This window comes from Roseateles oligotrophus, from assembly GCF_014204525.1.
GTDB classification, from domain to species: Bacteria; Pseudomonadota; Gammaproteobacteria; order Burkholderiales; family Burkholderiaceae_C; genus Paucibacter_A; species Paucibacter_A oligotrophus_A.
On sequence record NZ_JACHLP010000002.1, the window covers coordinates 648,037 to 671,271 of the forward strand.

A 23,235-nucleotide genomic window follows, 5' to 3' on the forward strand; every position below is an offset into this window, starting at 1 on the left:
ATTAAGCGTGCACTTGCGCCGGGGTCAAGGAATGGGCGTGACAATTTGCACATGGAAATTGGACTGTGCGTATGCCGGGGTGTTTCCTCCCACTAGACCTTAAGTTTTGTGAATAGGCTGCCGATGCTGGACTTGAGGGCGCCTCACCGAACAGGCGTAGGAATGATATGAAGGACAGAATTGCCGATCCGCTGATTGATGTCAGCCAGCTCAAGCTGGGAATGTTCATTCATCTGGACTTGGGCTGGATGTCGCATCCATTCCCGCTCAGCAGTTTCAAGCTGACGACCGAAGAGCAGTTGCAGATTCTCCGGCGCCTGGGCCTGAGCCAGGTGCGCTGGAGTCCTGGCAAGAGCGAGCTGTTGACCGACTCCTCGGCGCCACCAGCCGGACCGACCGCGGCCGAGCCCGTCGCGCAGGCGATGTCGCCCGAAGAGTTGGCACGCGAGGCCCACCGCCAGGCTTTGCAGGCGCAGCGCGCCGCCTTGAATTTGTGCGAGCGCCAATACGGCGAGGCGGCCGCTGCTTTCCGCGAGGTCATGGATTTGGTGCCGCGTGACCCGCGCAATGCCAAAGACCAGTCGCTGGCATTGACCAGCGCCTTGCTGGACAAGATGCTGGTGGAGGGCGATCTCAATATCCGCCTGCTCAACGAAGGCGCCGGCGATCGCAGCACGGCGCATGCCTTGAATGTGTCCATCATCTCCTTGCTGCTGGGCCGAGCCTTCGGACTCGGGCGCGAGGAAATGATGGATCTGGGCGTGGGCGCCTTGCTGCACGACATCGGCAAGATCGAGTTGCAGGCTCGTCTGCGCAATCGCGACGAAGGCTTTTCGGTGGCCGAGTTGCAGATCTACCAGCAGCACGTGGCCAAGGGCGTGGCCCTGGCTCAGGGCATGGGCCTGGCGCCGGCCCCCATGCTGATCATTGCCCAGCACCATGAGAATGCCGATGGCAGCGGCTTCCCCCAGCGCATCAATATGGACAAGATGAGCGCCGGGGCGCGCATCGTGGCCCTGGTCAATCGCTTCGATGGCCTCTGCAATCCCTTGCTGGCCTCCAAGGCGATGACGCCACACGAGGCCTTGTCGCTGATGTTTGCCCAGGGCCGCAACCGCTTCGACGCCACCATGTTGAATGCTTTCATCCGCATGATGGGTGTCTACCCGCCGGGCTCGGCGGTACAGCTCACCGATGACCGTTATGCCCTGGTGGTGGCGGTCAATTCCTCGCGGCCGCTCAAGCCGCGGGTGATGGTGCATGACCTCAAGGTGCCGCGCGACGAGGCCTTGGTGCTGAATCTGGAAGATCAGCCCGATCTGGGCATACGCCGCAGCCTGAAGGCCCAGCAGCTGCCGCGCGCCGCCCTGGACTATCTGAGCCCACGCACCCGCGTGGCTTATTTCTTTGAACCCGTCGCCAGCGGCATGGCCGACGCGGAACTTGCGGCGTGAACGTCCTGCCCTTCCAGGCAGCTCCGTCGACCTCAGATCCTGCGCCCTACGCGGCCCTGCTGGAGGGCTTGCTGGAAGCGACCTGGCTGGTGGATGGGCAAAGCCGCTGCATTCTGGCTGTCAATGCGGCGGCGACGCGCCTGCTGGGCATGCCGCCCGAGCAATTGCTGGGGCAGGTGGTGGAGTCGCTGGCGCAGACGCCGGAGGACGTCTTGTTCTGGCAGGAGGCGGCCACCGACCCGCGGGCTTTGCTCAATTCCGAGACCATGATGCGCCATGCCGAAGGCCATCTGCTGTGGGTGACGCGCCGCATCACTTTTATCGCGCCGGGCGAAAGTGTCTTGCCGACGCGCGGCGGCTACTGGCTGGTCGCCATGTACGACCAAACGCGCCAGCGCCAATCCGAGGACGAGCGCGAGGCCCTGGTGGCCGAGCTGCAGGCGACGCTGGAGTCCACCGCCGACGGCATTCTGGTGGCCGATCTGGCCGGCCGCATGCGCTCCTTCAACCGCCGTTTTGCTTCGATGTGGGGCATACCGGCCGATCTGCTGCGGGAGCGTGATGACGAGGCGGTGCAATTGTGGATGCGCCGCAGCGTCAGCGATGCCGCGGCCTACGCCACCCGTCTGGCCGCCATTCAGGACGCGCCCTTGCTGCAGAGCAGCGACATCCTCAAGCTGCTGGATGGCCGGGTGCTGGAACGGGTCTCGCTGCCGCAGTTCAGCCGGGGGCGGCCGATAGGCCGGGTGTACTCCTATCGTGATCTGAGTGAAAAACTGGCCGCCAGCCAGCGCATCGAGGAGCTGGCCCATTCGGACATGCTGACCGGCCTGCCCAATCGCCGCGCCCTGGGTGAGCGCATCGAATACATGAAGGCCGTGGCCAAGCGGGAAAACAGCTTGTTCGCCCTGCTCAATGTCGATCTGGACCGTTTCCAGCAGATCAACGAAACCCTCGGGCACGCCTACGGTGACCGGGTGCTGAAAGAAGTGGCCGAGCGGCTCAAGGACTGCTTGCGCGAGGTGGACTCGGTGGCTCGGGTCAGTGGCGATCAGTTTGCGCTCTTGATCCATCAGGCCGATGCGCGTGGCGCCGAGCATGCGGCGCGGCGGGTGCAGGAGACCATGTCCCGGCCCTTCAGTTTTGACACGCTCAGCTTCACCGTGACCTGCAGCACCGGCATCGCCCTGTTCCCGGGCGACGGCAGCAATGCGGACGAGTTGATGGCCAGCGCCGAGCGAGCCATGCACTGGGTCAAGGAGAGCGGGCGCGGCGGCTTCCATTTCCACCGCCCTCGCAAGGAGGTCGATCTGCTGTCGCGCATGCGCCTGGATCACGCCATGCGCCAGGCCCTGCAGGAAGCCCAGTTCCGCCTGCACTTTCAGCCGCAGATCGCCTTGGTCAGCGGCCAGGTGATCGGGGCCGAGGCCTTGATTCGTTGGCGCGACCCCTTGCGCGGTGAAATCTCGCCCTCGGAATTCATCCCGGTGGCCGAGGAGAGTGGCTTTGTGGTGGCCATCGGCGAATGGGTGCTGCAGCAAGCGGTGGAGCAGGCCTCGGCCTGGCTGCGCAAGGGCTGGCGCATGCCGGTGGCGGTCAATGTCTCGGCCCTGCAATTCCAGCAATCCCGCTTTGTGGACACGGTGGCCCTGGCCCTGCGTTCCTCGGGCCTGCCGCCGGCCTTGCTGGAGCTGGAGCTGACCGAGGGCATCTTGCTGGGTGACGCCGAAGAAGCCTTGCACCGCCTCAAGGCGCTGGCGGCCCTGGGCGTGTGCATGTCCATCGACGACTTCGGCACCGGCTATTCCAGCCTGGCCTATCTGAAGCGCTTCCCCATCCAGCGCCTGAAGATAGACCGCAGCTTCATCCAGGGCCTGCCGGCGGATGCCAGCGATGCGGGCATCGTCAATGCCATCATCCAGATGGGCCAGGCCTTGCGTCTGCATGTGATCGCTGAAGGCGTGGAGACCGAGGCGCAGCGTGAATTCCTGGCGCGTGCGGGTTGCGATGAGTTCCAGGGTTTTCTTTATGCGCCGGCCTTGGACGCCGCAGCATTTGAAGAGCGGGTGTGGCGCAGCGGCAAGGCGCCGCCGGGCCGCGGTGGCCGCCACCTTCTGGGTGGGCTGCTGAGCTGAGGGGCTCTGGACATGCATCGCGGGCGGTGTATCTCCAGAGCCCTTTTTGATGCAGCTCTCTAGTTTGTCGTTTGCCGCGCCTGTTTGCTGGTTTGCCCAGGCGGCGAGCAACTGCTCTGCGCAGACAATGGCGCCAGACCGTGATGAGCGAACAGGAGGCTGCGGTGATCTACAAATTCAAGTCCAAGGCGGCGGCCGATGTGATCATGTTGGGCCCGCAGGGTGAGCAGATCCTGCGCTTGCTGGGCCGCGAACCCTCGGCCCAGGGCATCTTGCTCACGGATCAGCTGGCCGCGGCCATAGCCAGGCTGGAGCAGGCGGTGGCCGAGGACGAGGCCCGCTTCGCCCAGGCGGTGGCCGAGGCCGAGGCTGCGGGCGAGCCCTTACCCCGGCGCGCCGAGGTCAGCCTCAAGCAGCGTGCTTGGCCTTTTGTCGAGCTGCTGCGTTACAGCCTGGCGGCCGGCCAGGACGTGGTCTGGGGCGTCTGAGGCCATGAGTCTGGACGGTAGCACCCGCATCCTGGCCATACGCCACGGTGAAACGGCCTGGAATCGCGAGGCCCGCATCCAGGGGCAACTGGATATTCCGCTCAATGAAACAGGCCAAGCCCAGGCCCAGCGGCTGGCGCTGGCGCTGCTGGACGAGGGCATTGATGCCTTGTACGCCAGCGATCTGAGCCGGGCGCGCCAGACCGCCGCGGCGCTGGCCGCGCAAACCGGCCTGGACTTGCGCCTGGATGCCCAGTTGCGGGAGCGCAGCTTTGGCGTGTTCGAGGGTCATAGCTGGCCGGAGATTGCCGCGCGCTGGCCGGCCCAGAGCGAGGCCTGGCGGCGCCGGGATGCCGATTTCGGCGCGCCCGGCGGCGAAGTCTTGCAGGATTTTTATAGTCGCAGCGTGGCGGCTTTCGAGCGCGTCGCGCGCGCCCACCCCGGGCAAACCGTCGCCGTCGTGACCCATGGCGGCGTGCTGGACTGCTTGCGCCGGGCCGCCTCGCGCCAGTCCTTGAGCGCCGTGCGCAGCTGGAAACTCGGCAATGCGGCGATCAACCGATTGCTTTATTCGCCCGAGGGCTTCACCGTTGTGGGTTGGAATGACGAGTTCCATCTCGATGGCCTGCTGCCTCTGGCCTCGAATCAGGACGAGCCCAAACCGGCCCGGGCCTGAATTTCCTCCACTCCTGACCACATTGTTCGCCGATGGAAGCTGCTCAGATCATTGTTCTCGTGGCCCCGCTGTTCTTTCTGCTGATCGGCGTGGAGTACTGGGTGGGGCGGCGCCGTGGCCGCAATACCTACCGGCTCAACGACGCGCTGAGCAGCATAGGCCTCGGCATGCTCAGCCAACTGGTTGGCGGCCTGACCAAGCTTTTCACGCTGGGCATCTATGTCTGGGTTTACGAGCACTGGGCCTGGCTGCCAGGCTTGTCGACAGACTCCCTGATGGTCTGGGGCTCGGGGCTGCTGATCTACGACTTCCTCTATTACTGGCACCACCGCTTCGGCCATACGGTGGCCTTGTTCTGGGCGGCCCATGCCGTGCATCACCAGAGTGAGGACTACAACCTGTCCACCGCCCTGCGCCAAACCAGCAGTGGCTGGGTGGCGGGTTGGATCTTTTATCTGCCCATGGCCTTGATCGGCTTCCCTCCCCTGGTGTTTGTGGTGGTTGCCTTGATCGACCTGCTGTATCAGTACTGGGTGCATACCCAGCAGATTGGCCGTTTGGGCTGGTTTGACCGCTGGTTCTGCTCGCCCTCCAACCACCGCGTCCATCACGCCGTCAACGAGCCATATCTGGATCGGAACTACGGTGGCATCCTGATTTTGTGGGACCGTTTCTTCGGTAGTTTTCAGGAGGAGCTGGACGAGGAGCCCTGTGTTTATGGGACCAGAGATGCGCTGCGAAGCTGGAATCCTTGGGTCGCCAACTGGCATGTCTACGGCTTTTTGCTGAAAAAAACAGCAGCGACGCCGGGCTTGCTCAACAAGCTGAGGGTCTGGTGGGAGGCTGCGCATTGGCAGCCGCCGGGAGTGAGCCCCGCCAAGAGCGAGGTCTACGACCCCAGGGCGCAGCAGCGCTTCGATCCCCAGGTGTCGGCCCAGCGCCGGGGCTGGGCCAGCCTTCTGTTTTTGCTGGTCCTGGGCTTAAGCAGCTGGGGTTTGTGGCAGGCGCATCTGCTGACGTGGTGGCAGCAGGCCGGGGTCATGGCTGTGGTGATGGCGGGCCTGTGTGGCGTTTCCTGGCTGTGCAGCAAGGGGGCTCAAACCGCCCCGGCGAGCCGGGCCAAGCCGGCCTGATCCGGCCCTCAGCCCGGGGCCTGGCAAGGGCTGAAGCGCATGGACAGGGGTGTATCAGATAAGTGTTGCAATTTCGCGTCGAATGTTTGGGCGCGGAACTTCGGACTTCTATACTCGCTCCACATTGCGCTCAAAGACCGGGCATTGAAGCCCAGCACAAACTTAACTCACAAAGGTAAACGATGAAAAAGATCGCTCTCGTGGCAGCTCTGGCCGCCGTCGCAGCTCCCGCAGCATTCGCTCAAAGCTCGGTCACCCTGTGGGGCCGTATCAACACCACCGTTGAAAGCCAGAAGGTCGAGAACCAAGACCGCAAGGCTGTTGTGCAAAACAATAGCTCGCGTCTGGGCTTCAAGGGTACCGAAGATCTGGGCGGTGGTTTGAAGGCTAGCTTCCTGCTGGAACACGGTCTGAACTCCGACGACGGTAAGGCCACCAACTCGGCCTTCTGGAATCGTGAAGCTGCTGTGCAGCTGAGCGGCAGCTTCGGTGCCGTCAAGCTGGGCCGCTGGACCAATGGCTCCTACTTCGCCACCGCCGACTATGTGTCCATGCACAACCATGACACCGGCACCTCGTCCGACGCGCTGTACTCGGGCGTGGGCTGGACGGAAGCCAACAAGGTCGGCTACTTCACGCCCAACTACGGCGGCTTCACCGCTGAGATCACCGCTCACGCTGGTGAAGGCGTCGACAAGCGTGCTTTCGACCTGGCCGCCAACTATGACCAAGGCCCTCTGCACCTGGGCTTCGGCTACAGCAACCAAGGCGATGCTAACCAGTACGCCATCCGCGGCCTGTATGAGCTGGGTGCCTTCACCTTCGGCGGCTACTACCAGCGTGAAGACATCGGCACCGGTTCCAAGCCCACTCGCAATATCGGCCGCGTGTCGGCCATGTACACCATGGGTGCTTCGGAGTTCCATGTGAACGTTGGTGGTACCGAGTCCGGCGGTCTGCAAGGCGCCAACGGTGCCAAGCAATACACCCTGGGTTACAACTACAACCTGAGCAAGCGCACCAAGGTCTATGGCTTCTACACCGCCGTGGACAGCACTGCCGACAACAAGAAGGGTGATTTCGACTCCCTGGCCGTTGGCATCCGCCACAATTTCTGATCGATTTCGGGCAGAAACAAAAAAAGCGACCTTCGGGTCGCTTTTTTTATGCCCGCCTGACAGGAGTCAGCCGCGTAACTCGCTGGGCGGGGCGTCGCCTACTCTTCGAACAACTGCCCGGCCACCTTGGGCGGTGTCACCCCCAGATGGCGGAAGGCCGCCAGGGTGGCGACGCGGCCGCGCGGCGTGCGCTGCAAATAGCCTTGCTGGATCAGATAGGGCTCGATCACATCCTCGATGGTGCCGGCCTCCTCGCCGATGGCCGCGGCCACGTTTTCCAGGCCCACGGGCCCGCCGTCGAAGCGGTGCACGATGGCTTCCAGCAGCTTGCGGTCCATCAGGTCAAAGCCCTGCGGATCCACGTCCAGCATGGCCAGGGCCTTGTCGGCCACGGCCTTGCCGATATGGCCGTCGCTCTTCACTTCGGCATAGTCGCGTACCCGGCGCAGCAGGCGGTTAGCGATACGCGGCGTGCCGCGTGAACGTCGGGCGACTTCCAAAGCGCCCTCGGCATCGATGGGCGTGTTCAGCAGGGCGGCCGAGCGCGTCACGATGCGCTGCAACTCTTGCGCGGTGTAGAACTCCAGCCTGGCCACGATGCCGAAGCGGTCGCGCAAGGGGTTGGTCAGCATGCCGGCTCTTGTGGTGGCGCCGACCAGGGTGAAGGGCTGCAGGTCCAGCTTGATGGAGCGGGCGGCCGGGCCTTCGCCGATCATGATGTCGATCTGATAGTCCTCCAGTGCGGGGTAGAGGATTTCTTCCACCACTGGCGAGAGCCGGTGGATCTCGTCGATGAAGAGCACATCGTTTTTTTCGAGATTGGTCAGGATGGCGGCCAGGTCCTTGGGCTTTTCCAGCACCGGCCCCGAGGTCTGGCGCAGATTGACGCCCAGCTCGGCGGCGATGATGTGGGACAGCGTCGTCTTGCCCAGGCCCGGCGGGCCGAACAGCAGCACATGGTCCATGGCCTCCTCACGCTTGCGCGCGGCGCCGATGAAGATCTCCAACTGCTCGCGCGCCTTGGCCTGGCCCACGTATTCGTCCAGCAGCTTGGGGCGCAGGGCCCGCTCGATGGCCTCTTCCTTGGGCGAAGTGGGGGCGGCGCTGATGACGCGCTGGGGCGCGCTGGCGAAATCGTCGGTCTGGATGCTCATGCTGAATTATCGCGACAAGGATTTCAAGGCCAGCTTGATACCCTCGCTAACGCCCACTTCCGGCGGCAAGGCCTTCAGGGCCAAGCCGGCCTCTTTCTCGCTATAGCCCAGGGCGATCAGGGCTTGCAGAATATCGGCCTGGTTGTCATTGCTGAGGCTTAGTGGCGAGGTCAGATCGGCGCCCAGCTTGCCCTTCAATTCCAGCAGCAGGCGTTCGGCCGTCTTCTTGCCGATACCGGGCACCTTGACCAGGCGTGCCACTTCCTGTCTTGAAACCGCCTGGCCCAGCTCGGCGACCGACAAGCCCGACAACAGGCTCAAGGCCATCTTGGGCCCGACACCGCTGATCTTGATGAGTTGGCGGAAGGCGCTGCGCTCCTCGGCACTGAGGAAGCCGAACAGGATTTGCGCATCCTCCCGCACCACGAAATGGGTCAGCAGCGCGACCTTCTCGCCCAGGCCGGGCAGGTTGTAGAAGGTACTCATGGGGACATCGACTTCGTAGCCGACGCCCTGCACATCGATGAGGACTTGCGGGGGCGATTTTTCCGCGATGACGCCTGTGAGTCTGCCTATCATCGGGCCATTATCGGCCCGCGGCGGGTCGCTCAGTTGCGGCCGAACAGGCCCAGGCGCTGGGCTTCCAAGGCGGCCTCGGCGCGCGAGGACACATTGAGCTTGCGGTAGATCTGCTTCACATAGTCGGCAATGGTGTGGCGGGACAGGCCCAGCTGCACGCCGATTTCCGGCAGGGTGTAGCCCTTGGCCACGCGCAAGAGCACCTCGGTTTCGCGGTCGGTCAGCGAGACCTCGTGCAGCACGGCCGCCACCTGGGGGCGCTTCTGGTTGGCGAAATGGGCGATCACCTTGCGCGCGATGGAGGGTGATAGCGGCGGCTCGCCCTGGCTCATGCGCTGCAACTGCTCGAACAACAGTTCGCGCGACTGCTCTTTCAGCAGATAGCCAAAGGCGCCGGCCTGCAGGGCGGGGAAGAGGTGCTCGTCGTCGTCGTGGATGGTGACGATGACGGACTGCACCTCGGGCTGTTTTTCGCGCAGGGCGGCGATTACCTCCACGCCCGAGCCGTCGGGCAGGCCCAGGTCCAGCAGGGCCAGATTGAAACGCTGGCTGTTCACCAGGGCCAGGGCGTCCTGCACACGCGAGCATTCGGTGATCTGGGCGTTGGAGAACACCTGTTTCACCAAGGCCTTCAACCACGCGCGAATTTCAGGAATGTCTTCAAGCAGAAGGATGTGGTCCATGGTCGTTTCGGTTCCTGTCAGAGGGGCGGCCGGTCGCAGCAAGACTGCACGCTAACGGTAAGGCTTTATCGGCCCGACGCCTAGCGGCCTGAAGCGGCAGGCCGGCAATTGTCGTCGTTACGGTGGGTTTTACTGCGGTGTCAGAGCGGAATCGTGAGGCGTATCACGGTTCCCCAGCCGGGGCCGGACTCCACCAAGCATTGTCCATGCATCTGTTTGGCGCGCGACTTCATGCTGGCCATGCCGTGGCCGCGATCCAGGCGTCCGTCCAGTTCGGCGGGTATGCCCTGGCCATTGTCCTGGATGACGACCAGGAAGTCGCCGTCCTGCACATTGCAGCTGATGGTGCAGTGGGTGCCGCCGCTGTGCTTGATGATGTTGCTGACAGCCTCGCGGAAGATGCGTGTGGTTTGCACGTAAGCCCGGGCCGGCAGGGTGTGGACCACATCCTCGGCGGGTGCCTTCCATTCGGCCAGGATATTGGCCTGGCCCAGGCGGGACACCACCTCGGCCCGCCAATCCCCAAGTGCATCCAGCAACTGCACCGGCTTGCCGGTGAGGCCGCGCACCGACAGGCGCATTTCCTCCAGCGCCTCGCGGGCCAGCGTGGAGATGCGGTCGGACTCGCTGGTGTGGACGATGGTCAGCAGCTTGGCGCCCAGGTCGTCGTGCAGATCGGCGGCGATGCGCTTGCGTTCGCGCTCGGTCACCTGTTCCAACTTCTGCTCCACCGTGCCGGCAAAGCTGTGCTCCATCTCGGCCATGCGTTCGGCCATGCCTTGCTCGGCCTGCACCTGCTGCAGATCGCTGTCGCGCCTTGCACGTGCAAAACTGGCCACAAACTGCAGGCCCAGGGTGATCATCAGCACCGGCTGGGCCAGCACCAGCCACACCGTCCAGGCTGGCAGCAGGGGCTGTGGCAACAGGGGCAGCGCCTGGTCCGCCAGCATGGCCAGGCAGCACAGGGTGATCAGGGCGCTCAGTTTGAGTAGATTGGTGCGGGCCTTGGCCGGAACCGGGGGGTGTGTCAGCAGGGCCTGCCAACGCTGGCGCAGATACCAGGCCAGCAGTGCGAGCAATTCCAGCGTCAGCAGGGCATGCCAGATGCGGGCCAGGGCGAAGTCGCTGAAGAACCCCGCCACCAGCACGCAGGCCGGCGCGACGAAGACCTGCCACCACAGCGCCTGCTCCAGGCGCGGCAGGGGCTTGTCCAGTTGGCGGCTCAGATAGTGCATGCCGAACATCACGACCAGGGCCAGCATCAGCAGAATCACCGCCTGCAGCCACAGGGCGGGAGCACTGGTGGCGAAGCGCAGCACCTGATAGGCCACGCCGGCCAGCATCATGCTGCCCAGGCAGCTGACCTGCGATTCACGCGGATAGAGGCGGGCGATGATTTCCGCCGTAATGCTTAAAACCAGCAGCATGCCGAGCAACCATTGATGCGCTTGCAGGGCCGAGAAACCCAGCTGCAGCTGCATGGTCTCGGCCCCGCCGCCGGTGGCTTGCGACCAGCCGGCTGCCGGCCAGAGCAGGGCCGCCAGCAGCAGGCTTGCACCGAGGGCAAGACCGATGGGATTGAAACGCTGCAGCCATCCCATCTGCTTCGCCTCCGCCTGGTTCGATGTGCTTTTTTGCATGAGGGGCGATTGTGCAGGAGCGGGGCCCGGCTGGAACTCCCCAGAGTCGATGGTTTTGCGCACGCCAGCGACAATAGCGTCTCTATTTGATTTGAATGAGAAAGTGCTGACGTGATTCTTCGCCACGAGTTTGTTCCGGTCGACAACCCGCGCCTGGCCCATTTGTGCGGCAGTCTGGACGAGCATCTGCGCCAGATCGAGCTGGCCCTGGGTCTGCGCATCACGCGTCAGCATGAGCGCTTGCGCATCGAGGGCCCCAAGGCCGCGGCCGAGCGTGGTCTGCTTCTGTTGCAAGCCTTGTATGAGCGCGCGCGCCGCTCGATTCCGCCCGAGACCTTGCAGCTGGCGATCGCCGAAGCCGCCGGCGAGCTGGCCGCGGCGGCCGTCAAGGGCCGCAGCAAGCGAGCAACGGCGACGCTGGCCACCGCCCTGCCCAGCGAAGAGCCGCCTCTGGTGCTGCGCACCCGGCGCAGCGATCTGGCCGGCCGCACGCCGCGCCAGCACGAGTATCTGCGCCACATCATGGCGCATGACATCAGCTTCGGCCTGGGGCCGGCCGGCACAGGCAAGACCTATCTGGCCGTGGCCTGCGCCGTCGATGCGCTGGAGCGCAGCACGGTGCAGCGCATCATCCTGACCCGCCCCGCCGTCGAGGCCGGCGAGCGCCTGGGTTTTCTGCCCGGCGATCTGACGGCCAAGGTCGACCCCTATCTGCGCCCCTTGTACGACGCGCTCTACGACTTGATGGGTTTTGACCGCGTCAACAAGGCCTTCGAGAAAGGCCAGCTGGAAGTGGCGCCGCTGGCCTTTATGCGCGGTCGCACGCTCAATCACGCCTTTGTGATCCTGGACGAGGCGCAGAACACCACGCCCGAGCAGATGAAGATGTTTTTGACTCGCATCGGCTTCGGCAGCAAATGCGTGGTCACCGGTGACACCAGCCAGGTCGATCTGCCCAAGGGCATGACCAGCGGCTTGGTGGACGCCGAGCGGGTGCTGGCCCGGGTCAAGGGCATTGCCATGACCCGCTTCAGCAGCGCGGATGTCGTGCGCCACCCCCTGGTGGCGCGCATTGTCGAAGCCTATGAGGCGCGCGCGGCCATGCTGGCCAGGCTGTCGGCCCGTCATGATGGAGGTGCTGCATGAGCCGGCCCGAGTTGAGTTTGTCCCTGCAATTCGCCGACCCGCGCCACCGTGCCCTGCTGCCGCGGCACAAGGTGGCGCGCTGGATCCGTGCTGCACTTGAATTGCCGGGCGAGATCACCGTGCGCATCGTCGATGCCGAAGAAGGTCGGCGCCTCAATGCCGAGTTCCGCGCCAAGGACTACGCCACCAATGTGTTGACCTTTGACTACAGCGCCGAGCCGGTGGTGTGCGCAGACCTGGTCATCTGCGCCGAGGTGGTGGAACGCGAGGCCGCCGAGGCCAGGCTGGACATCGCCGCTCACTACGCCCATATGCTGGTGCATGGCACCCTGCATGCGCAGGGTTATGACCACGAGGCAGACGACGAGGCCGAGTGCATGGAGGCGCGCGAGAGCGAGATCCTGCAAGGCCTGGGTTTTGCCGACCCTTATGGGGGGTCTAACGCAACTTAATGACGGCTACTCAGATAGCGCTTGCGCCAGAAGAACAGCCCCAGGCCAAGACCCACGGCCAGCATCAGGCCGAAGGCGATCCAGAAGCCGGCGGCCTTGTGGATCAGGGGCAGGCCATCGAAATTCATGCCGAAGATGCCGGTGATCAGGTTCAGCGGCAGGAAGATGGCTGTTAGCACCGTCAGCGTGCGCATGATGCTGTTGGTGCGGTGACCCAGGGCCGAGAAGTGCATCTGCACCGCCGCCTCGGAGGAGGACTCCAGGCGGCGCACATGGGTCAGCACCCGCTCGATATGCTCCAGCACATCGCGTGAGCGCACCCGCAGCAGCTCGCGCTCGCGGCGCAACTGGGCGTCCTCGCTGAGCGGCCATTCGTCCAGTGCGTCTATCCATTCCTGGATGGCGCTGCGCTGGTCTTCGCTGATTTCTTCCAGCCGGTGCAGGGCATCGCGCGAGGCCAGCAGCAGGGACCAGTTGTCGAAATGGCTGTGCGCGTCCATCAGCTCGCGCTGCAAGCTGCCCAGATGGCGACTCAGCAGGCGGCGCAGTTCCAGATAGTTGTCCACCGTGTGGTTGACCATGCGCAGCATCAGCTCGGCCGGGCTGGTGGGCAGGCGCGCGCTGCCGCGCAGGTCGCGGCCCTCGGTGAGGTGGCCCAGCTTGTCGGCGAAGAAGTCGCGCACCATGCAGTCGGCCGGGTGGACCGAGATCAGCACATGGTCGAAGACCGCAAAGCCGATGGGGCTGGTGTCGATGGCCTCCAGGGCCTGGGCCGCCGTGTTCGCGCTAGGTGTCTGTTCGTCCGCCGGCAAACTGTCCGTGCCGGGCAGGGCGGCCAGGCGGCGGAACACGATCAGGTCGTACCAGGAGGTGTAGTCAAAGTGCGAGGGCAGCTGGGCGTTGATCAGGTCGGAAACATGCAGATCCACCAACTGCCCGCAGTCCCAGCGCTGCAGCTTGTGCTGCACCTCGCCGAAGCGTTGTTCGAACTCGGGCCGGCTGTAGCTGGCCCATAGAAAACCCTCGGCGGGCAGGTCCGCGGGCAGTTGGCCCAGCTCGATGAAACGATCGCCGTGGATGTGGAAGAAGCGCATGCGGCCTGGGTTTTGAAGCTCAGCGCTTGAGCAAGCGGGCGGCTTCCAGCGCGAAGTAAGTCAGCACGCCATCGGCGCCGGCGCGCTTGAAGGCCAGCAGGGACTCCATCATCACCGCGTCGTGATCCAGCCAGCCATTGGCGGCGGCGGCCTTGATCATGGCGTACTCACCGCTGACCTGGTAGGCAAAGGTGGGCACACGGAACTCATCCTTGACCCGGCGCACGATGTCCAGATAAGGCATGCCGGGCTTGACCATCACCATGTCCGCGCCCTCGGCGATGTCCAGCGCCACTTCGCGCAGGGCTTCATCGCTGTTGCCGGGGTCCATCTGATAGGTCTTTTTATCGGCCTTGCCCAGATTGCCGGCCGAGCCCACGGCGTCGCGGAAGGGGCCGTAGAAGGCGCTGGCGTATTTGGCGCTGTAGGCCATGATGCGGGTGTGGATGTGGCCCTTGGCCTCCAGGGCCTGGCGGATGGCGCCGATGCGGCCGTCCATCATGTCGCTGGGGGCCACAAAGTCCACTCCGGCCTCGGCCTGCACCAGGGCCTGGGCCGTCAGCATTTCCACCGTGCGCTCGTTGATGATGTAGCCCTTGTCGTCCAGCACGCCGTCCTGGCCATGGCTGGTGAAGGGGTCCAGGGCCACATCGGTCAGGATGCCCAGCTGGGGCGCATGGGCCTTGAGGGCGCGCACCACGCGCGGGATCAGGCCCTCGGGATTGCAGGCCTCGCTGCCGTCGGGCGTTTTCAGCGCGGCGTCGATGACGGGAAACAGGGCCAGCACCGGGATGCCCAGACTCACACACTCGTCCGCCACCTTGAGCAGATGATCCAGGCTCAGGCGGGAGACGCCGGGCATGGACAGCACGGGCTCGACGCGGTCCCGGCCCTCGTGCACAAACACCGGCAGGATCAGATCATTGCTGCTGAGCGCGTTTTCGCGCACCAGGGCGCGGGTGAAGGCGTCAAAGCGCAGACGGCGAGGGCGGCTGGCGGGGAAGGGGGCGGGCGTGACAGCGGTCATGGGATGGCTTGTTGCGGTAAATATGAGGCGAGGCGAGCCGGTTAAGAAGCCTATCGTCGCTCACCGAATGAAGGAAGCTGAGCCTGATTTCAGGGTCAAAATGCTCAAACTAAGCAATTGTCCGTACGTTCGCAGCTGTATCAATTCTGTTATTATTGACTCCGAATGATAGCCGCAAGGTGGTCGTTCCCTGCTTTTCCTCCCTGAGCAGGAGCCTTAGCGTGATGACAGCGATAAGGCTTTAGCGCCCCGGCTTTTTGCCGGGGCTTTTTTTTGGGCTTTTGCAGGCGTGTGAGCGCGATCTTCGCTCGGGCACGAGCGGGTTTTCCCTTGCCCGCATAATGGGCCCATGCTCTGGATCAAAGCCTTTCACATCGTCTTCGTCGCGAGTTGGTTCGCCGGCCTGTTCTATCTGCCGCGGCTGTTCGTCAATCTGGCCATGGTGCCGACCGAGAGCCACGCCGAGCGCGAGCGCTTGCTGCTGATGGCACACAAGCTCTACCGCTTCAGCACCTTGTTGATGCTGCCCGCCGTGTTGCTGGGTGCGCTGCTCTGGCTGTACTACGGCATTGGCCGCGGCCCCGGCAATGGCTGGATGCATGCCAAGCTGGGCCTGGTGTTGCTGGTGGGCGGCTATCACCATGCTTGCGGCCGGATCCTGCGTCGCTTTGAGACCTTGGCCAACAAGCGCCCGCATCGCTGGTACCGCTTCTTCAACGAGGTGTCGGTGCTGTTGTTCGCGGCCATCGTGATCTTGGTGGTGGTCAAACCCTTCTGAGGGGCTTGGATATGGTGCGCCGGCAAAGCTCCGCCACCTGGCTGCTGCTGGCCTATCTGGCCCTGATCGTCTACGCCAGCCTGTACCCCTTCTGGCCCTGGACCTGGCCGCCTGGCATGGCCTTGCGCGACCTGATCGGCCTGCCCTGGCCCAAGTATTTCGGCCATTTCGATATGCAGGCCAATGCCCTGGGCTATCTGCCCCTGGGCCTGCTGGGCTTGGCCGCGGGCTTGCGCAGCGGTCTGGGCCTGCGCGGCGCCTTGCTGCTGGGTTTGTTGCCGGCGCCGGCCCTGTCATTTCTGTTGGAGACCTTGCAGTTTTTTTTGCCGGGCCGCGTGCCCTCTTCGCTGGACTGGCTGCTGAATGTGGGCGGCGCCTGGCTGGGTGTACTGCTGGGCCTGCTGCTGAATCGCTTTGGTGGCCTGCGGCGCTGGCATGAGGTCCGGGCCTATTGGTTCCAGCCGCATTGTGCCGGCGCCCTCGCCTTGTTGATGCTGTGGCCGGTGGGCCTGCTGTTTCCAACTCCCGTGCCCCTGGGCCTGGGCCAGTGGCTGCCGCGCTTGCAGAATCTGGCGGTGAGCCTGCTGGAGGACACCCCCTGGGCCCTGCAATGGGCCGAGGACGCCGATGTGGCCCTGGACATGGCGCGTGCGCTGCCGCCTGGCGTCGAGGCCATCATCATCGCCCTGGGCTTGATGGCGCCCAGCTTGCTGGCGCTGTCGGTCGCCCAGCGGGGCTGGCGTCGCCTCTGGCTGGTGTTTGGCTTTTTGGCCCTGGGCATGTTGAGCACGGCCTTGTCCACCGCCATGAACTTCGGCCCCCAGCATGCTTGGGCCTGGCTGACCCTGGCGACCTGGCCGGGTCTGGCGGCGGCGGTGCTGTTTTCCGTTCTGGCCATGGGCTTGCCGCGGCGCCTGTGTGCGGCCTTGGCCCTGCTGGTTTTGTGTGCCCTGATCGCACTGATCAGCCAGGCCCCCACCAGCCCCTATCTGCACTTGAGCCTGCAGGCCTGGGAGCAAGGGCGTTTCATCAATCTCTACGGCCTGGCGCAGTGGATAGGCTGGGTCTGGCCTTTTGCCGCCATCGCCTGGTTGCTGACCCTGATCGGCCGCCGAAGCCTTTGAGCGCCGAGGGTTTTCACAGGCCCCTGCCTACAATCAAGCCATGAGCTATTTCGAACGCCACATCTTCTTCTGCCTCAACCAACGCGAGAACGGCGACAACAGCTGCGCTCAGCACGGGGCCCAACAAGGCTTTGACCATTGCAAGGCGCGGGTGCGCGAGTTGGCGCTGGGCGGCGTGGGTGCCGTGCGGGTCAACAAGGCCGGTTGCCTGGACCGCTGCGCTGGTGGCCCGGTGGCCGTGGTCTACCCGGAAGCCGTTTGGTACAGCTATGTGGACAACAGCGATATCGACGAGATCGTCGAAAAGCATCTGAAGCAGGGTGAGGTGGTGGAGCGCCTGCGCCTGCCCGATCACATCGGCCGCTGAGCGCCCGTGCTGCCCATGAATTCACGCACCCAGAAGACTCTCATCGCGGGCCCTGCCGGCGCGATTGAATGCGCCATCGACCTGCCCGCCGAGGAGCAGGCGACGACGGGCATGGCCCTGATCTGCCACCCCAACCCGACCCAGGGCGGCACCATGGACAACAAGGTGGTGCAGACCGTGGCGCGCGCCTGCGTGCAGATGGGTTTGCGCGCCCTGCGCTTCAACTTCCGCGGCATCGGCAAGTCCGAAGGCGCTTGGGACGAAGGCCGTGGCGAGATCGACGATGCCCTGGCCGTGCTGCAGGCCCTGCGTCAGCCGGGCGAGCCCTTGCTGCTGGCGGGCTTCTCCTTCGGTGGCTATGTGGCCTCGCAAGCGGCCCTGCGTCTGCCCGAAGACCAGCGCGCCCGCCGCCTGCTGCTGGTGGCGCCGGCCACCAGCCGATTTGATACCGCCGCCGTGCCCGCCAATACCTTGGTGATCCACGGCGAACAAGACGATGTGGTCCCGCTCAGCGCCGTGCTGGACTGGGCGAGGCCGCAATCCCTGCCCATCACCGTGGTCCCCGGTGTTGGGCATTTTTTCCACGGGCAGCTCCCGCTGCTCAAAAGCATGGTGCTGGGCGCCTGGCCGGCTTGACCGCCGCCGGACGCGTGGCCTCTTCGCTTTACTGTCCCTGAGACCTCCCCTGATGAAACGACTGATTGCCCTCGTGCTGGCCGCCGCCAGTGTCTTTAGCGCCGCCACTGCCCAGGCCCAAGCCCCGCAAGCGCCCGAGTTGGCCGCCCGCAGCTATCTGCTGCTGGACATGACGGCCAACCGCGTGCTGACCGAGTACGACGCCGACAAGCCTAACGACCCCGCCTCGCTGACCAAGCTGATGACGGCCTATATCGTCTTCGGTGCCCTGCGCGACAAGAAGCTGACGCTGGAGCAGACCCTGCCCGTCTCCAAGCGCGCCTGGGACGAGCGCAAGGGCGATCCCTCGCTGATGTTCATCGACACCACCATGAGCCCCAAGGTCGATGAGTTGCTGCGCGGCATGATCATCCAGTCGGGCAATGACGCGTCGGTCGCCCTGGCCGAAGGCGTGGCCGGCACGGTGGAGCAGTTCGTCGCGATGATGAACCGCCAGGCCCAGGCCTGGGGCTTGAAGAACACCGAGTTCAAGAACCCCACCGGCATGACCGAGGCGGGCCACAAGAGCAGTGCGCGCGATCTGTCGGTGATCGCCGCCAGCCTGATTCGCGACTTCCCCGAGTACTACAGCTACTACTCGCAGAAGGACTTCGTCTTCAACAAGATCCGCCAGGAGAACCGCAATCTGCTGCTGCGCCGCGACCCCACGGTCGACGGCCTGAAGACCGGCTTCACCGATGCCGCCGGCTACTGCCTGATTTCCAGCGCCCAGCGCGACTTCCCCAACGGCAAGCGCCGCCTGCTCAGCGTGGTGATGGGCACGGCCTCCAAGGAAGCCCGCGCCAGCGAGAGCCAGAAGCTCTTGAACTGGGGCTACACCAGCTTTGACGCCGTGCGCCTGTTCGACAAGGACCAGGCGATCGCCACCGTGCCGGTCTGGAAGGGCGCAGCGCCCCAGGCCAAGCTGGGCGCGGCCGGTGCGGTCTTCGTGGCCGTGCCGCGTGGCGATGGCGCCAAGCTGCAGACCAAGGTGGAGCGCACCGATCCCCTGGTCGCGCCCTTGACCAAGGGCCAACGCGTGGGCACCGTCAAGGTCTCCACCACGGCCGGTGTGCCGGTGGCCGAAGTGCCCCTGATCGTGCAGGAAGCTGTGCCCCAGGCCGGCATCTTGGGCCGTGCCTGGGATGCTTTGCGGCTCTGGATCAAGTAAAACGCCGACACTTGGGCGTAAGCTCGGGTCCTTGAGCATTGTGAGGACTGGCGCATGAATCAGAAGCAAACGGGCGGAATCCTTGGCCTGCCTGCCGTGGACTGCTACCTCAACGGCCAGTTCACCCCCTTGGCCGAGGCCAAGGTGTCGGTGATGGACCGGGGCTTCATCTTTGGTGATGGGGTCTACGAGATGCTGCCGGTCTATGGGCGGCGCCTGTTTCGCTTCGAGGCGCATATGGACCGGCTGGAACGCAGCCTGGCCAAGCTGCGCATCACCAACCCCTTGCTGCGCGCCGAATGGTTGGGCGTCGCCCGCCAGCTGATCGAGGGCGTGGCCGCCGATGAGCAGTGGGTTTATTTGCAGGTCACGCGGGGCGTGGCACCCCGCAACCATGTGATGCCCGCCGACATCACGCCCACCGTGTTTGCCTACAGCACGCCGGCTCATTGGCCCAGTGCCGAGGAGCGCCATCAGGGCGTGGCCTGCGTCACCTCGCGGGATTTCCGCTGGGAGCGTGGCGACATCAAAAGCACTTCGCTCTTGGGCAATGTGCTGGCGCGGCAGATCTCGGCCGATCAAGAGGCCACCGAGACCATTCTCTTGCGTGATGGTTTTCTGACCGAGGCCTCGGCCTGCAATGTCTGGATCGTCAAGGAAGGTGCCTTGCTGGGCCCGCCCAAGAGCGAGCATGTGCTGGAAGGCATACGCGTCGAGTTGCTGCGCGAGCTGTGCGAGGACATCGGCCTGGGTTTCAATCTGCGCCCCATCTCCGAGCTGGAGCTGCTGAGTGCCGACGAGATCATCCTCAGCTCCGCCACCAAGGAGGTGCTGGCCGTGACCCAGCTGGACCATCAGCCCGTGGGGCATGGCGCCCTGCACGGCAAACCCGGCCCGGTGTACGCCCGCCTGTACGAGGCCTACCAGGCGGCCAAGCGCCGGCAATCCATCTGAATTTAACGAGTTATTTGTATGAGCAATACTGTCCCCCCCCAGCTGCCGGAGATCCCCCCCGAGCAGTCCCTGATCGAATACCCCTCTCGCTTTCCCATCAAAGTGATGGGCGCGCAGGTGGAGGGTTATGTGGAGGCCGTGGTGGCCGTGGCCAAGCAGTTCGACCCTGAGTTCGATCCCGCCACGGTGGAGACAAGGCCCAGCAAGGCGGGCAACTATCTGGGCCTGACCATCACCGTCACCGCCACCAGCCGCGAGCAGCTCGACGAGCTCTACCGCACCCTCAGCACCCACCCCATGGTCAAAGTGGTGCTTTGATCTGCATGGCTCGCTATGGCCGCGTCTCCAGCTCCTGCAGCTTGAAGGGCGCCGCCTCGTCGCCATTGCTGGCGGCGATGCCGTACCAGTAGCGCGCCAGGCGCAGATCCGGCGCCTGGCCCAGGCCGGTCTCGTACATGGAGGCCAGCAGATACTGCGCCCCCACGTCCCCGCCATTCGCCGCCGCCCGGAACCACTGCGCGGCTTGCGCCTCATCTTTGGCAACACCACGCCCCAGATAAAAAGCGGTGGCCAGGGCGACCTGGGCATCGATGCTGCCATGCTCGGCGGCGCGCGCATACCAGCGATTGGCTTGCTGCAGGTCCGATTTGCCGGCGCTGGATTGCAGCCCCATCTCGTAGAACTGCCCCAAGGCCAGCTCGGCCCGTACCAGGCCGTGGGCGGCGGCGCGCTCCAGCAGGAGGCGGGCCTTTCTGGGCTCGGGCCGGGGCAGTTCGGCGCGCAGATGCAGCATGGCCAGGTTGTAGTCGGCCAAGGGCAGCTGCCTCGCCGACAAGCCCTGGAACAGCCGAGCCGCTGTTTTGCTATCTCCCGCTTCATAGGCCGCCAGGGCTTGGGCCATGGGGTCGGCATGGCCTGGCGTTGCGGCCATCAGGCCCAGGCACAGAGCCAGCAGCAGCGGCGACAAGGCAGGTGTTCTCTTCATGGTATTTCCCGGTGAAAAGGCTGGCGGAGTTGAAGGTTAGCTGGCTTTGAGTCGCCCCAGGAGCCGGAGGCCTTACAGGCTGCGAGCTACCATTGCGCCCATGATTCTTGTGAAAACCCTGGGCCGGGTGGACTACGCGGCCACGGTGGAGGCCATGCGCAGCTTCACCGACGGCCGCGGCCCCGATACGCCCGATGAAATCTGGCTTTGCGAACATCCGCCCACCTACACCCAGGGCCTGGCCGGCAAGGCCGACCATGTGTTGAACAGCGCCGGCATCCCGGTGGTGCAGACCAACCGGGGCGGGCAGGTGACCTATCATGGCCCCGGCCAGGTGGTGGCCTACCCCCTGATCAATCTGCAGCGCGCCGGTTACTTTGTGCGCGAGTATGTGTTCCGCCTCGAGGCGGCGGTGATCCAGACCCTGGCCAGCTTTGGCGTCACCGGCCATCGTGTGGCCGGTGCGCCGGGCATTTATGTGCGCTTGGACGAGCCCGGCGCTCATGCCGCGCTGACCGGGCCGTCCGATCCGCTGGATCCCTTCCGCGGCCTGGGCAAGGTGGCGGCTCTGGGCATCAAGGTCAGTCGGCACTGCACTTACCACGGTGTGGCCCTCAATGTGGACATGGATCTGGCGCCCTTCGGCGGCATCAATCCCTGTGGCTATGCGGGGCTGGCGACGGTGGACCTCGTTACACTTGGGGTTTGTGCGGAGTGGGCCCAGGTGGCCCAGCGTTTCGGTGAGCGCCTTGGCGCCCAGCTGGAAGCTTGAAATCCGAGGCGGCAACGAGGCAAAAATGGCCAGCGACAACATCACCCATGAATTGAAAACTGGCGAGGCTTACGATGCCAGCGCCAAGCAAAAGGCACAAGCCAAGACGGCCCGCATCCCGATCAAGATCGTGCCGGCCGAGATGCTGAAGAAGCCGGACTGGATCCGCGTCAAGGCCGGTTCGCCCTCGACCCGTTTCTACGAGATCAAGCAGATCCTGCGCGAGCACAAGCTGCACACGGTTTGCGAGGAAGCTTCCTGCCCGAATATCGGCGAGTGTTTTGGCAAGGGCACGGCCACCTTCATGATCATGGGTGACAAATGCACCCGTCGCTGCCCCTTCTGCGATGTGGGCCACGGCCGCCCCGATCCGCTGGATGTGGACGAGCCCCTGAATCTGGCCAAGACCATCGCGGCCCTGAAGCTCAAGTATGTGGTGATCACCAGCGTGGACCGCGACGACCTGCGCGACGGCGGCGCCGGCCATTTTGCCGAGTGCATCCGCCAGGTGCGCGAGCTCAGCCCCAGGACCCAGATCGAGGTCTTGGTGCCCGATTTCCGTGGTCGCATGGACCGCGCCCTGGACATCTTGCGCGCCGCCCCGCCCGATGTGATGAACCACAATCTGGAAACCGCGCCGCGCCTGTACAAGGAAGCGCGCCCGGGCTCCGACTACCAGTTCAGCCTGAACCTGCTCAAGCGCTTCAAGGAAGAAGTACCCCATGTGCCGACCAAGAGCGGCATCATGGTGGGCCTGGGTGAGACGGACGAAGAGATCCTGCAGGTCATGCGCGATATGCGTGAGCACAATATCGATATGCTGACCATTGGCCAGTACTTGGCGCCCTCGGGCCACCACCTGCCGGTGCGCCGTTATGTGCACCCCGACACCTTCAAGATGTTCGAGACCGAGGCCTACAAAATGGGCTTCAGTCATGCGGCCGTGGGCGCCATGGTGCGCTCCAGTTATCACGCCGACCACCAGGCCGAGCAGGCCACACAGGCGCTTGACGCTGCCGTGGCGAAGTAAAGCACCCCGTTGAAAACAGACAAGCCGCCGAGGTCCGAGGACTTCAGCGGCTTGTTTTATTTGGGGCCGTCAGGAACTGCGGCCTGGCCTCAGCTCTCGGCCAGCAGTTTCTCGACCAGGCTGTGCAGGGCCACGAAATCGGGCTCGCCCACATAGCGTTTGACGATTTCACCGCGTTTGTTGATCAGGAAGGTGGTGGGCGTCAGCTGCACCTTGCCGAATTGCTTGGCGATCTCGCCGGTATTGTCGATGGCGACGCCAAAGGGCAGGCGGCGGCTTTCGGCAAAGTTGGCCACAAAGGCCGGCGGGTCGTAGCTCATGGCCACGGCCAGGGTGTCGAAGCCTCGGGCCTTGAACTTCTCGTGGGTGGCGATGAGCTCGGGCATCTCCTTGACGCAGGTCGTGCAACTGGTGGCCCAGAAGTTCACCAGCATCACCTTGCCCGCCCATTGCTTGGAATCGTGCTTGGCGCCGTCCAGCAAGACATAGCTGAGTGGCGGGGCCTGCTCGCCCTTGCCCAGGTTTTGGCTGGCCCACAGGCCGCCGGCTGCCAGCGCGGCCAGGATCAGGGCCGGGGCTATCCATCGAGTTGCATTCATG

At 64.5% G+C, this 23,235-nt stretch carries 24 protein-coding genes and 1 pseudogene; 17 read left to right on the plus strand and 8 right to left on the minus strand.

The annotated features are described in order from the left end of the window. Nucleotides 1-167 precede the first annotated feature (167 nt). The 6 genes from HNP55_RS07440 (at nt 168) to HNP55_RS07465 (ending at nt 7,004) form a co-directional block, all read left to right on the plus strand. Nucleotides 168-1,454 carry an HD-GYP domain-containing protein gene (locus HNP55_RS07440; protein WP_184297749.1) on the plus strand — a complete coding sequence of 429 codons (1,287 nt, stop codon included), beginning with the start codon at nt 168-170 and terminating at the stop codon, nt 1,452-1,454. After that, nucleotides 1,451-3,589 carry a putative bifunctional diguanylate cyclase/phosphodiesterase gene (locus tag HNP55_RS07445; protein ID WP_348648673.1) on the plus strand — a complete coding sequence of 713 codons (2,139 nt, stop codon included), beginning with the start codon at nt 1,451-1,453 and terminating at the stop codon, nt 3,587-3,589. The genes HNP55_RS07440 and HNP55_RS07445 overlap by 4 nt, the downstream gene beginning before the upstream one ends. 143 nt (nt 3,590-3,732) lie before the next feature. Then, the gene (locus tag HNP55_RS07450; RefSeq protein ID WP_221439492.1) at nt 3,733-4,077 is read left to right on the plus strand and encodes a DUF1840 domain-containing protein; all 345 of its coding nucleotides are present in this window, start codon (nt 3,733-3,735) and stop codon (nt 4,075-4,077) included. 10 nt (nt 4,078-4,087) lie between these two features. Further along, the gene (locus HNP55_RS07455) at nt 4,088-4,753 is read left to right on the plus strand and encodes a histidine phosphatase family protein (RefSeq protein ID WP_184297893.1); all 666 of its coding nucleotides are present in this window, start codon (nt 4,088-4,090) and stop codon (nt 4,751-4,753) included. 32 nt (nt 4,754-4,785) lie between these two features. Continuing rightward, nucleotides 4,786-5,886 carry a sterol desaturase family protein gene (locus tag HNP55_RS07460; RefSeq protein WP_184297751.1) on the plus strand — a complete coding sequence of 367 codons (1,101 nt, stop codon included), beginning with the start codon at nt 4,786-4,788 and terminating at the stop codon, nt 5,884-5,886. 182 nt (nt 5,887-6,068) lie between these two features. Then, complete coding sequence (locus HNP55_RS07465) at nt 6,069-7,004, plus strand: porin (RefSeq protein ID WP_184297753.1); 936 nt, start codon at nt 6,069-6,071, stop codon at nt 7,002-7,004. A gap of 98 nt (nt 7,005-7,102) precedes the next feature. Here the strand turns inward: HNP55_RS07465 and ruvB are convergent, their stop codons facing one another. The 4 genes and pseudogenes from ruvB to HNP55_RS24830 all read right to left on the minus strand — a co-directional run. After that, nucleotides 7,103-8,158, minus strand: coding sequence for a Holliday junction branch migration DNA helicase RuvB (gene ruvB / locus HNP55_RS07470; protein ID WP_184297755.1), 1,056 nt, complete (start codon nt 8,156-8,158; stop codon nt 7,103-7,105). A 6-nt stretch (nt 8,159-8,164) separates the two neighbouring features. Next, nucleotides 8,165-8,737, minus strand: a complete 573-nt coding sequence (gene ruvA / locus HNP55_RS07475) for a Holliday junction branch migration protein RuvA (protein WP_184297757.1) — start codon at nt 8,735-8,737, stop codon at nt 8,165-8,167. 29 nt (nt 8,738-8,766) lie between these two features. Continuing rightward, nucleotides 8,767-9,420 (minus strand): response regulator, encoded by a 654-nt coding sequence (locus HNP55_RS07480; RefSeq protein ID WP_184297759.1) that lies wholly within the window; start codon nt 9,418-9,420, stop codon nt 8,767-8,769. A gap of 140 nt (nt 9,421-9,560) precedes the next feature. Further along, nucleotides 9,561-10,190, minus strand: a pseudogene (locus HNP55_RS24830) (sensor histidine kinase); the annotation flags it as partial. A gap of 981 nt (nt 10,191-11,171) precedes the next feature. Here HNP55_RS24830 and HNP55_RS07490 point away from each other — a divergent pair. Then, entirely contained in the window at nt 11,172-12,206 is a 1,035-nt protein-coding gene (locus HNP55_RS07490; protein ID WP_184297763.1) for a PhoH family protein, read from the plus strand. Further along, a complete protein-coding gene (ybeY, locus tag HNP55_RS07495; RefSeq protein ID WP_184297765.1) occupies nt 12,203-12,658 on the plus strand; it encodes an rRNA maturation RNase YbeY in 456 nt (151 codons plus the stop codon). Before HNP55_RS07490 ends, ybeY begins: the two co-directional genes overlap by 4 nt. On the opposite strand, the gene HNP55_RS07500 is transcribed toward ybeY, so the two are convergent. Together HNP55_RS07500 and hemB are read right to left on the minus strand one after the other, a co-directional pair. Further along, complete coding sequence (locus tag HNP55_RS07500; RefSeq protein ID WP_184297766.1) at nt 12,655-13,752, minus strand: magnesium transporter CorA family protein; 1,098 nt, start codon at nt 13,750-13,752, stop codon at nt 12,655-12,657. The genes ybeY and HNP55_RS07500 overlap by 4 nt on opposite strands. Before the next feature lie 19 nt (nt 13,753-13,771). Continuing rightward, the gene (hemB, locus tag HNP55_RS07505) at nt 13,772-14,779 is read right to left on the minus strand and encodes a porphobilinogen synthase (RefSeq protein ID WP_184297768.1); all 1,008 of its coding nucleotides are present in this window, start codon (nt 14,777-14,779) and stop codon (nt 13,772-13,774) included. Nucleotides 14,780-15,128: 349 nt separating this feature from the next. Between hemB and HNP55_RS07510 the strand changes: the two genes are divergently transcribed. From HNP55_RS07510 to HNP55_RS07540, 7 genes are read left to right on the plus strand one after another with little or no spacing between them, the layout of a single operon-like run. Further along, on the plus strand, nt 15,129-15,557 hold the full coding sequence (locus HNP55_RS07510) for a CopD family protein (protein WP_184297770.1): 429 nt from the start codon (nt 15,129-15,131) through the stop codon (nt 15,555-15,557). An 11-nt stretch (nt 15,558-15,568) separates the two neighbouring features. Continuing rightward, the gene (locus HNP55_RS07515; protein WP_246448242.1) at nt 15,569-16,681 is read left to right on the plus strand and encodes a VanZ family protein; all 1,113 of its coding nucleotides are present in this window, start codon (nt 15,569-15,571) and stop codon (nt 16,679-16,681) included. A 40-nt stretch (nt 16,682-16,721) separates the two neighbouring features. Beyond that, entirely contained in the window at nt 16,722-17,048 is a 327-nt protein-coding gene (locus HNP55_RS07520) for a (2Fe-2S) ferredoxin domain-containing protein (RefSeq protein WP_184297774.1), read from the plus strand. Nucleotides 17,049-17,063: 15 nt separating this feature from the next. Then, a complete protein-coding gene (locus HNP55_RS07525; protein ID WP_184297776.1) occupies nt 17,064-17,684 on the plus strand; it encodes an alpha/beta hydrolase in 621 nt (206 codons plus the stop codon). A gap of 52 nt (nt 17,685-17,736) precedes the next feature. Next, nucleotides 17,737-18,894: a D-alanyl-D-alanine carboxypeptidase family protein gene (locus HNP55_RS07530; RefSeq protein ID WP_184297778.1), complete on the plus strand. Its 1,158-nt coding sequence runs from the start codon at nt 17,737-17,739 to the stop codon at nt 18,892-18,894. Between the two features lie 54 nt (nt 18,895-18,948). Next, nucleotides 18,949-19,848 carry a D-amino acid aminotransferase gene (locus HNP55_RS07535; RefSeq protein WP_184297780.1) on the plus strand — a complete coding sequence of 300 codons (900 nt, stop codon included), beginning with the start codon at nt 18,949-18,951 and terminating at the stop codon, nt 19,846-19,848. A gap of 18 nt (nt 19,849-19,866) precedes the next feature. Further along, nucleotides 19,867-20,166 carry a DUF493 family protein gene (locus HNP55_RS07540; RefSeq protein ID WP_184297782.1) on the plus strand — a complete coding sequence of 100 codons (300 nt, stop codon included), beginning with the start codon at nt 19,867-19,869 and terminating at the stop codon, nt 20,164-20,166. 13 nt (nt 20,167-20,179) lie between these two features. Here the strand turns inward: HNP55_RS07540 and HNP55_RS07545 are convergent, their stop codons facing one another. Next, nucleotides 20,180-20,833 carry a tetratricopeptide repeat protein gene (locus HNP55_RS07545; RefSeq protein WP_184297784.1) on the minus strand — a complete coding sequence of 218 codons (654 nt, stop codon included), beginning with the start codon at nt 20,831-20,833 and terminating at the stop codon, nt 20,180-20,182. 100 nt (nt 20,834-20,933) lie between these two features. Here HNP55_RS07545 and lipB point away from each other — a divergent pair, with 100 nt between their 5' ends. Both lipB and lipA read left to right on the plus strand, forming a co-directional pair. Further along, nucleotides 20,934-21,605 (plus strand): lipoyl(octanoyl) transferase LipB, encoded by a 672-nt coding sequence (gene lipB, locus HNP55_RS07550; RefSeq protein WP_184297786.1) that lies wholly within the window; start codon nt 20,934-20,936, stop codon nt 21,603-21,605. Nucleotides 21,606-21,630: 25 nt separating this feature from the next. After that, on the plus strand, nt 21,631-22,635 hold the full coding sequence (lipA, locus tag HNP55_RS07555) for a lipoyl synthase (RefSeq protein WP_184297788.1): 1,005 nt from the start codon (nt 21,631-21,633) through the stop codon (nt 22,633-22,635). Nucleotides 22,636-22,724: 89 nt separating this feature from the next. Here the strand turns inward: lipA and HNP55_RS07560 are convergent, their stop codons facing one another. Next, nucleotides 22,725-23,234, minus strand: coding sequence for a TlpA disulfide reductase family protein (locus HNP55_RS07560; RefSeq protein ID WP_184297790.1), 510 nt, complete (start codon nt 23,232-23,234; stop codon nt 22,725-22,727). Between the last annotated feature and the right edge of the window lies 1 nt (nt 23,235).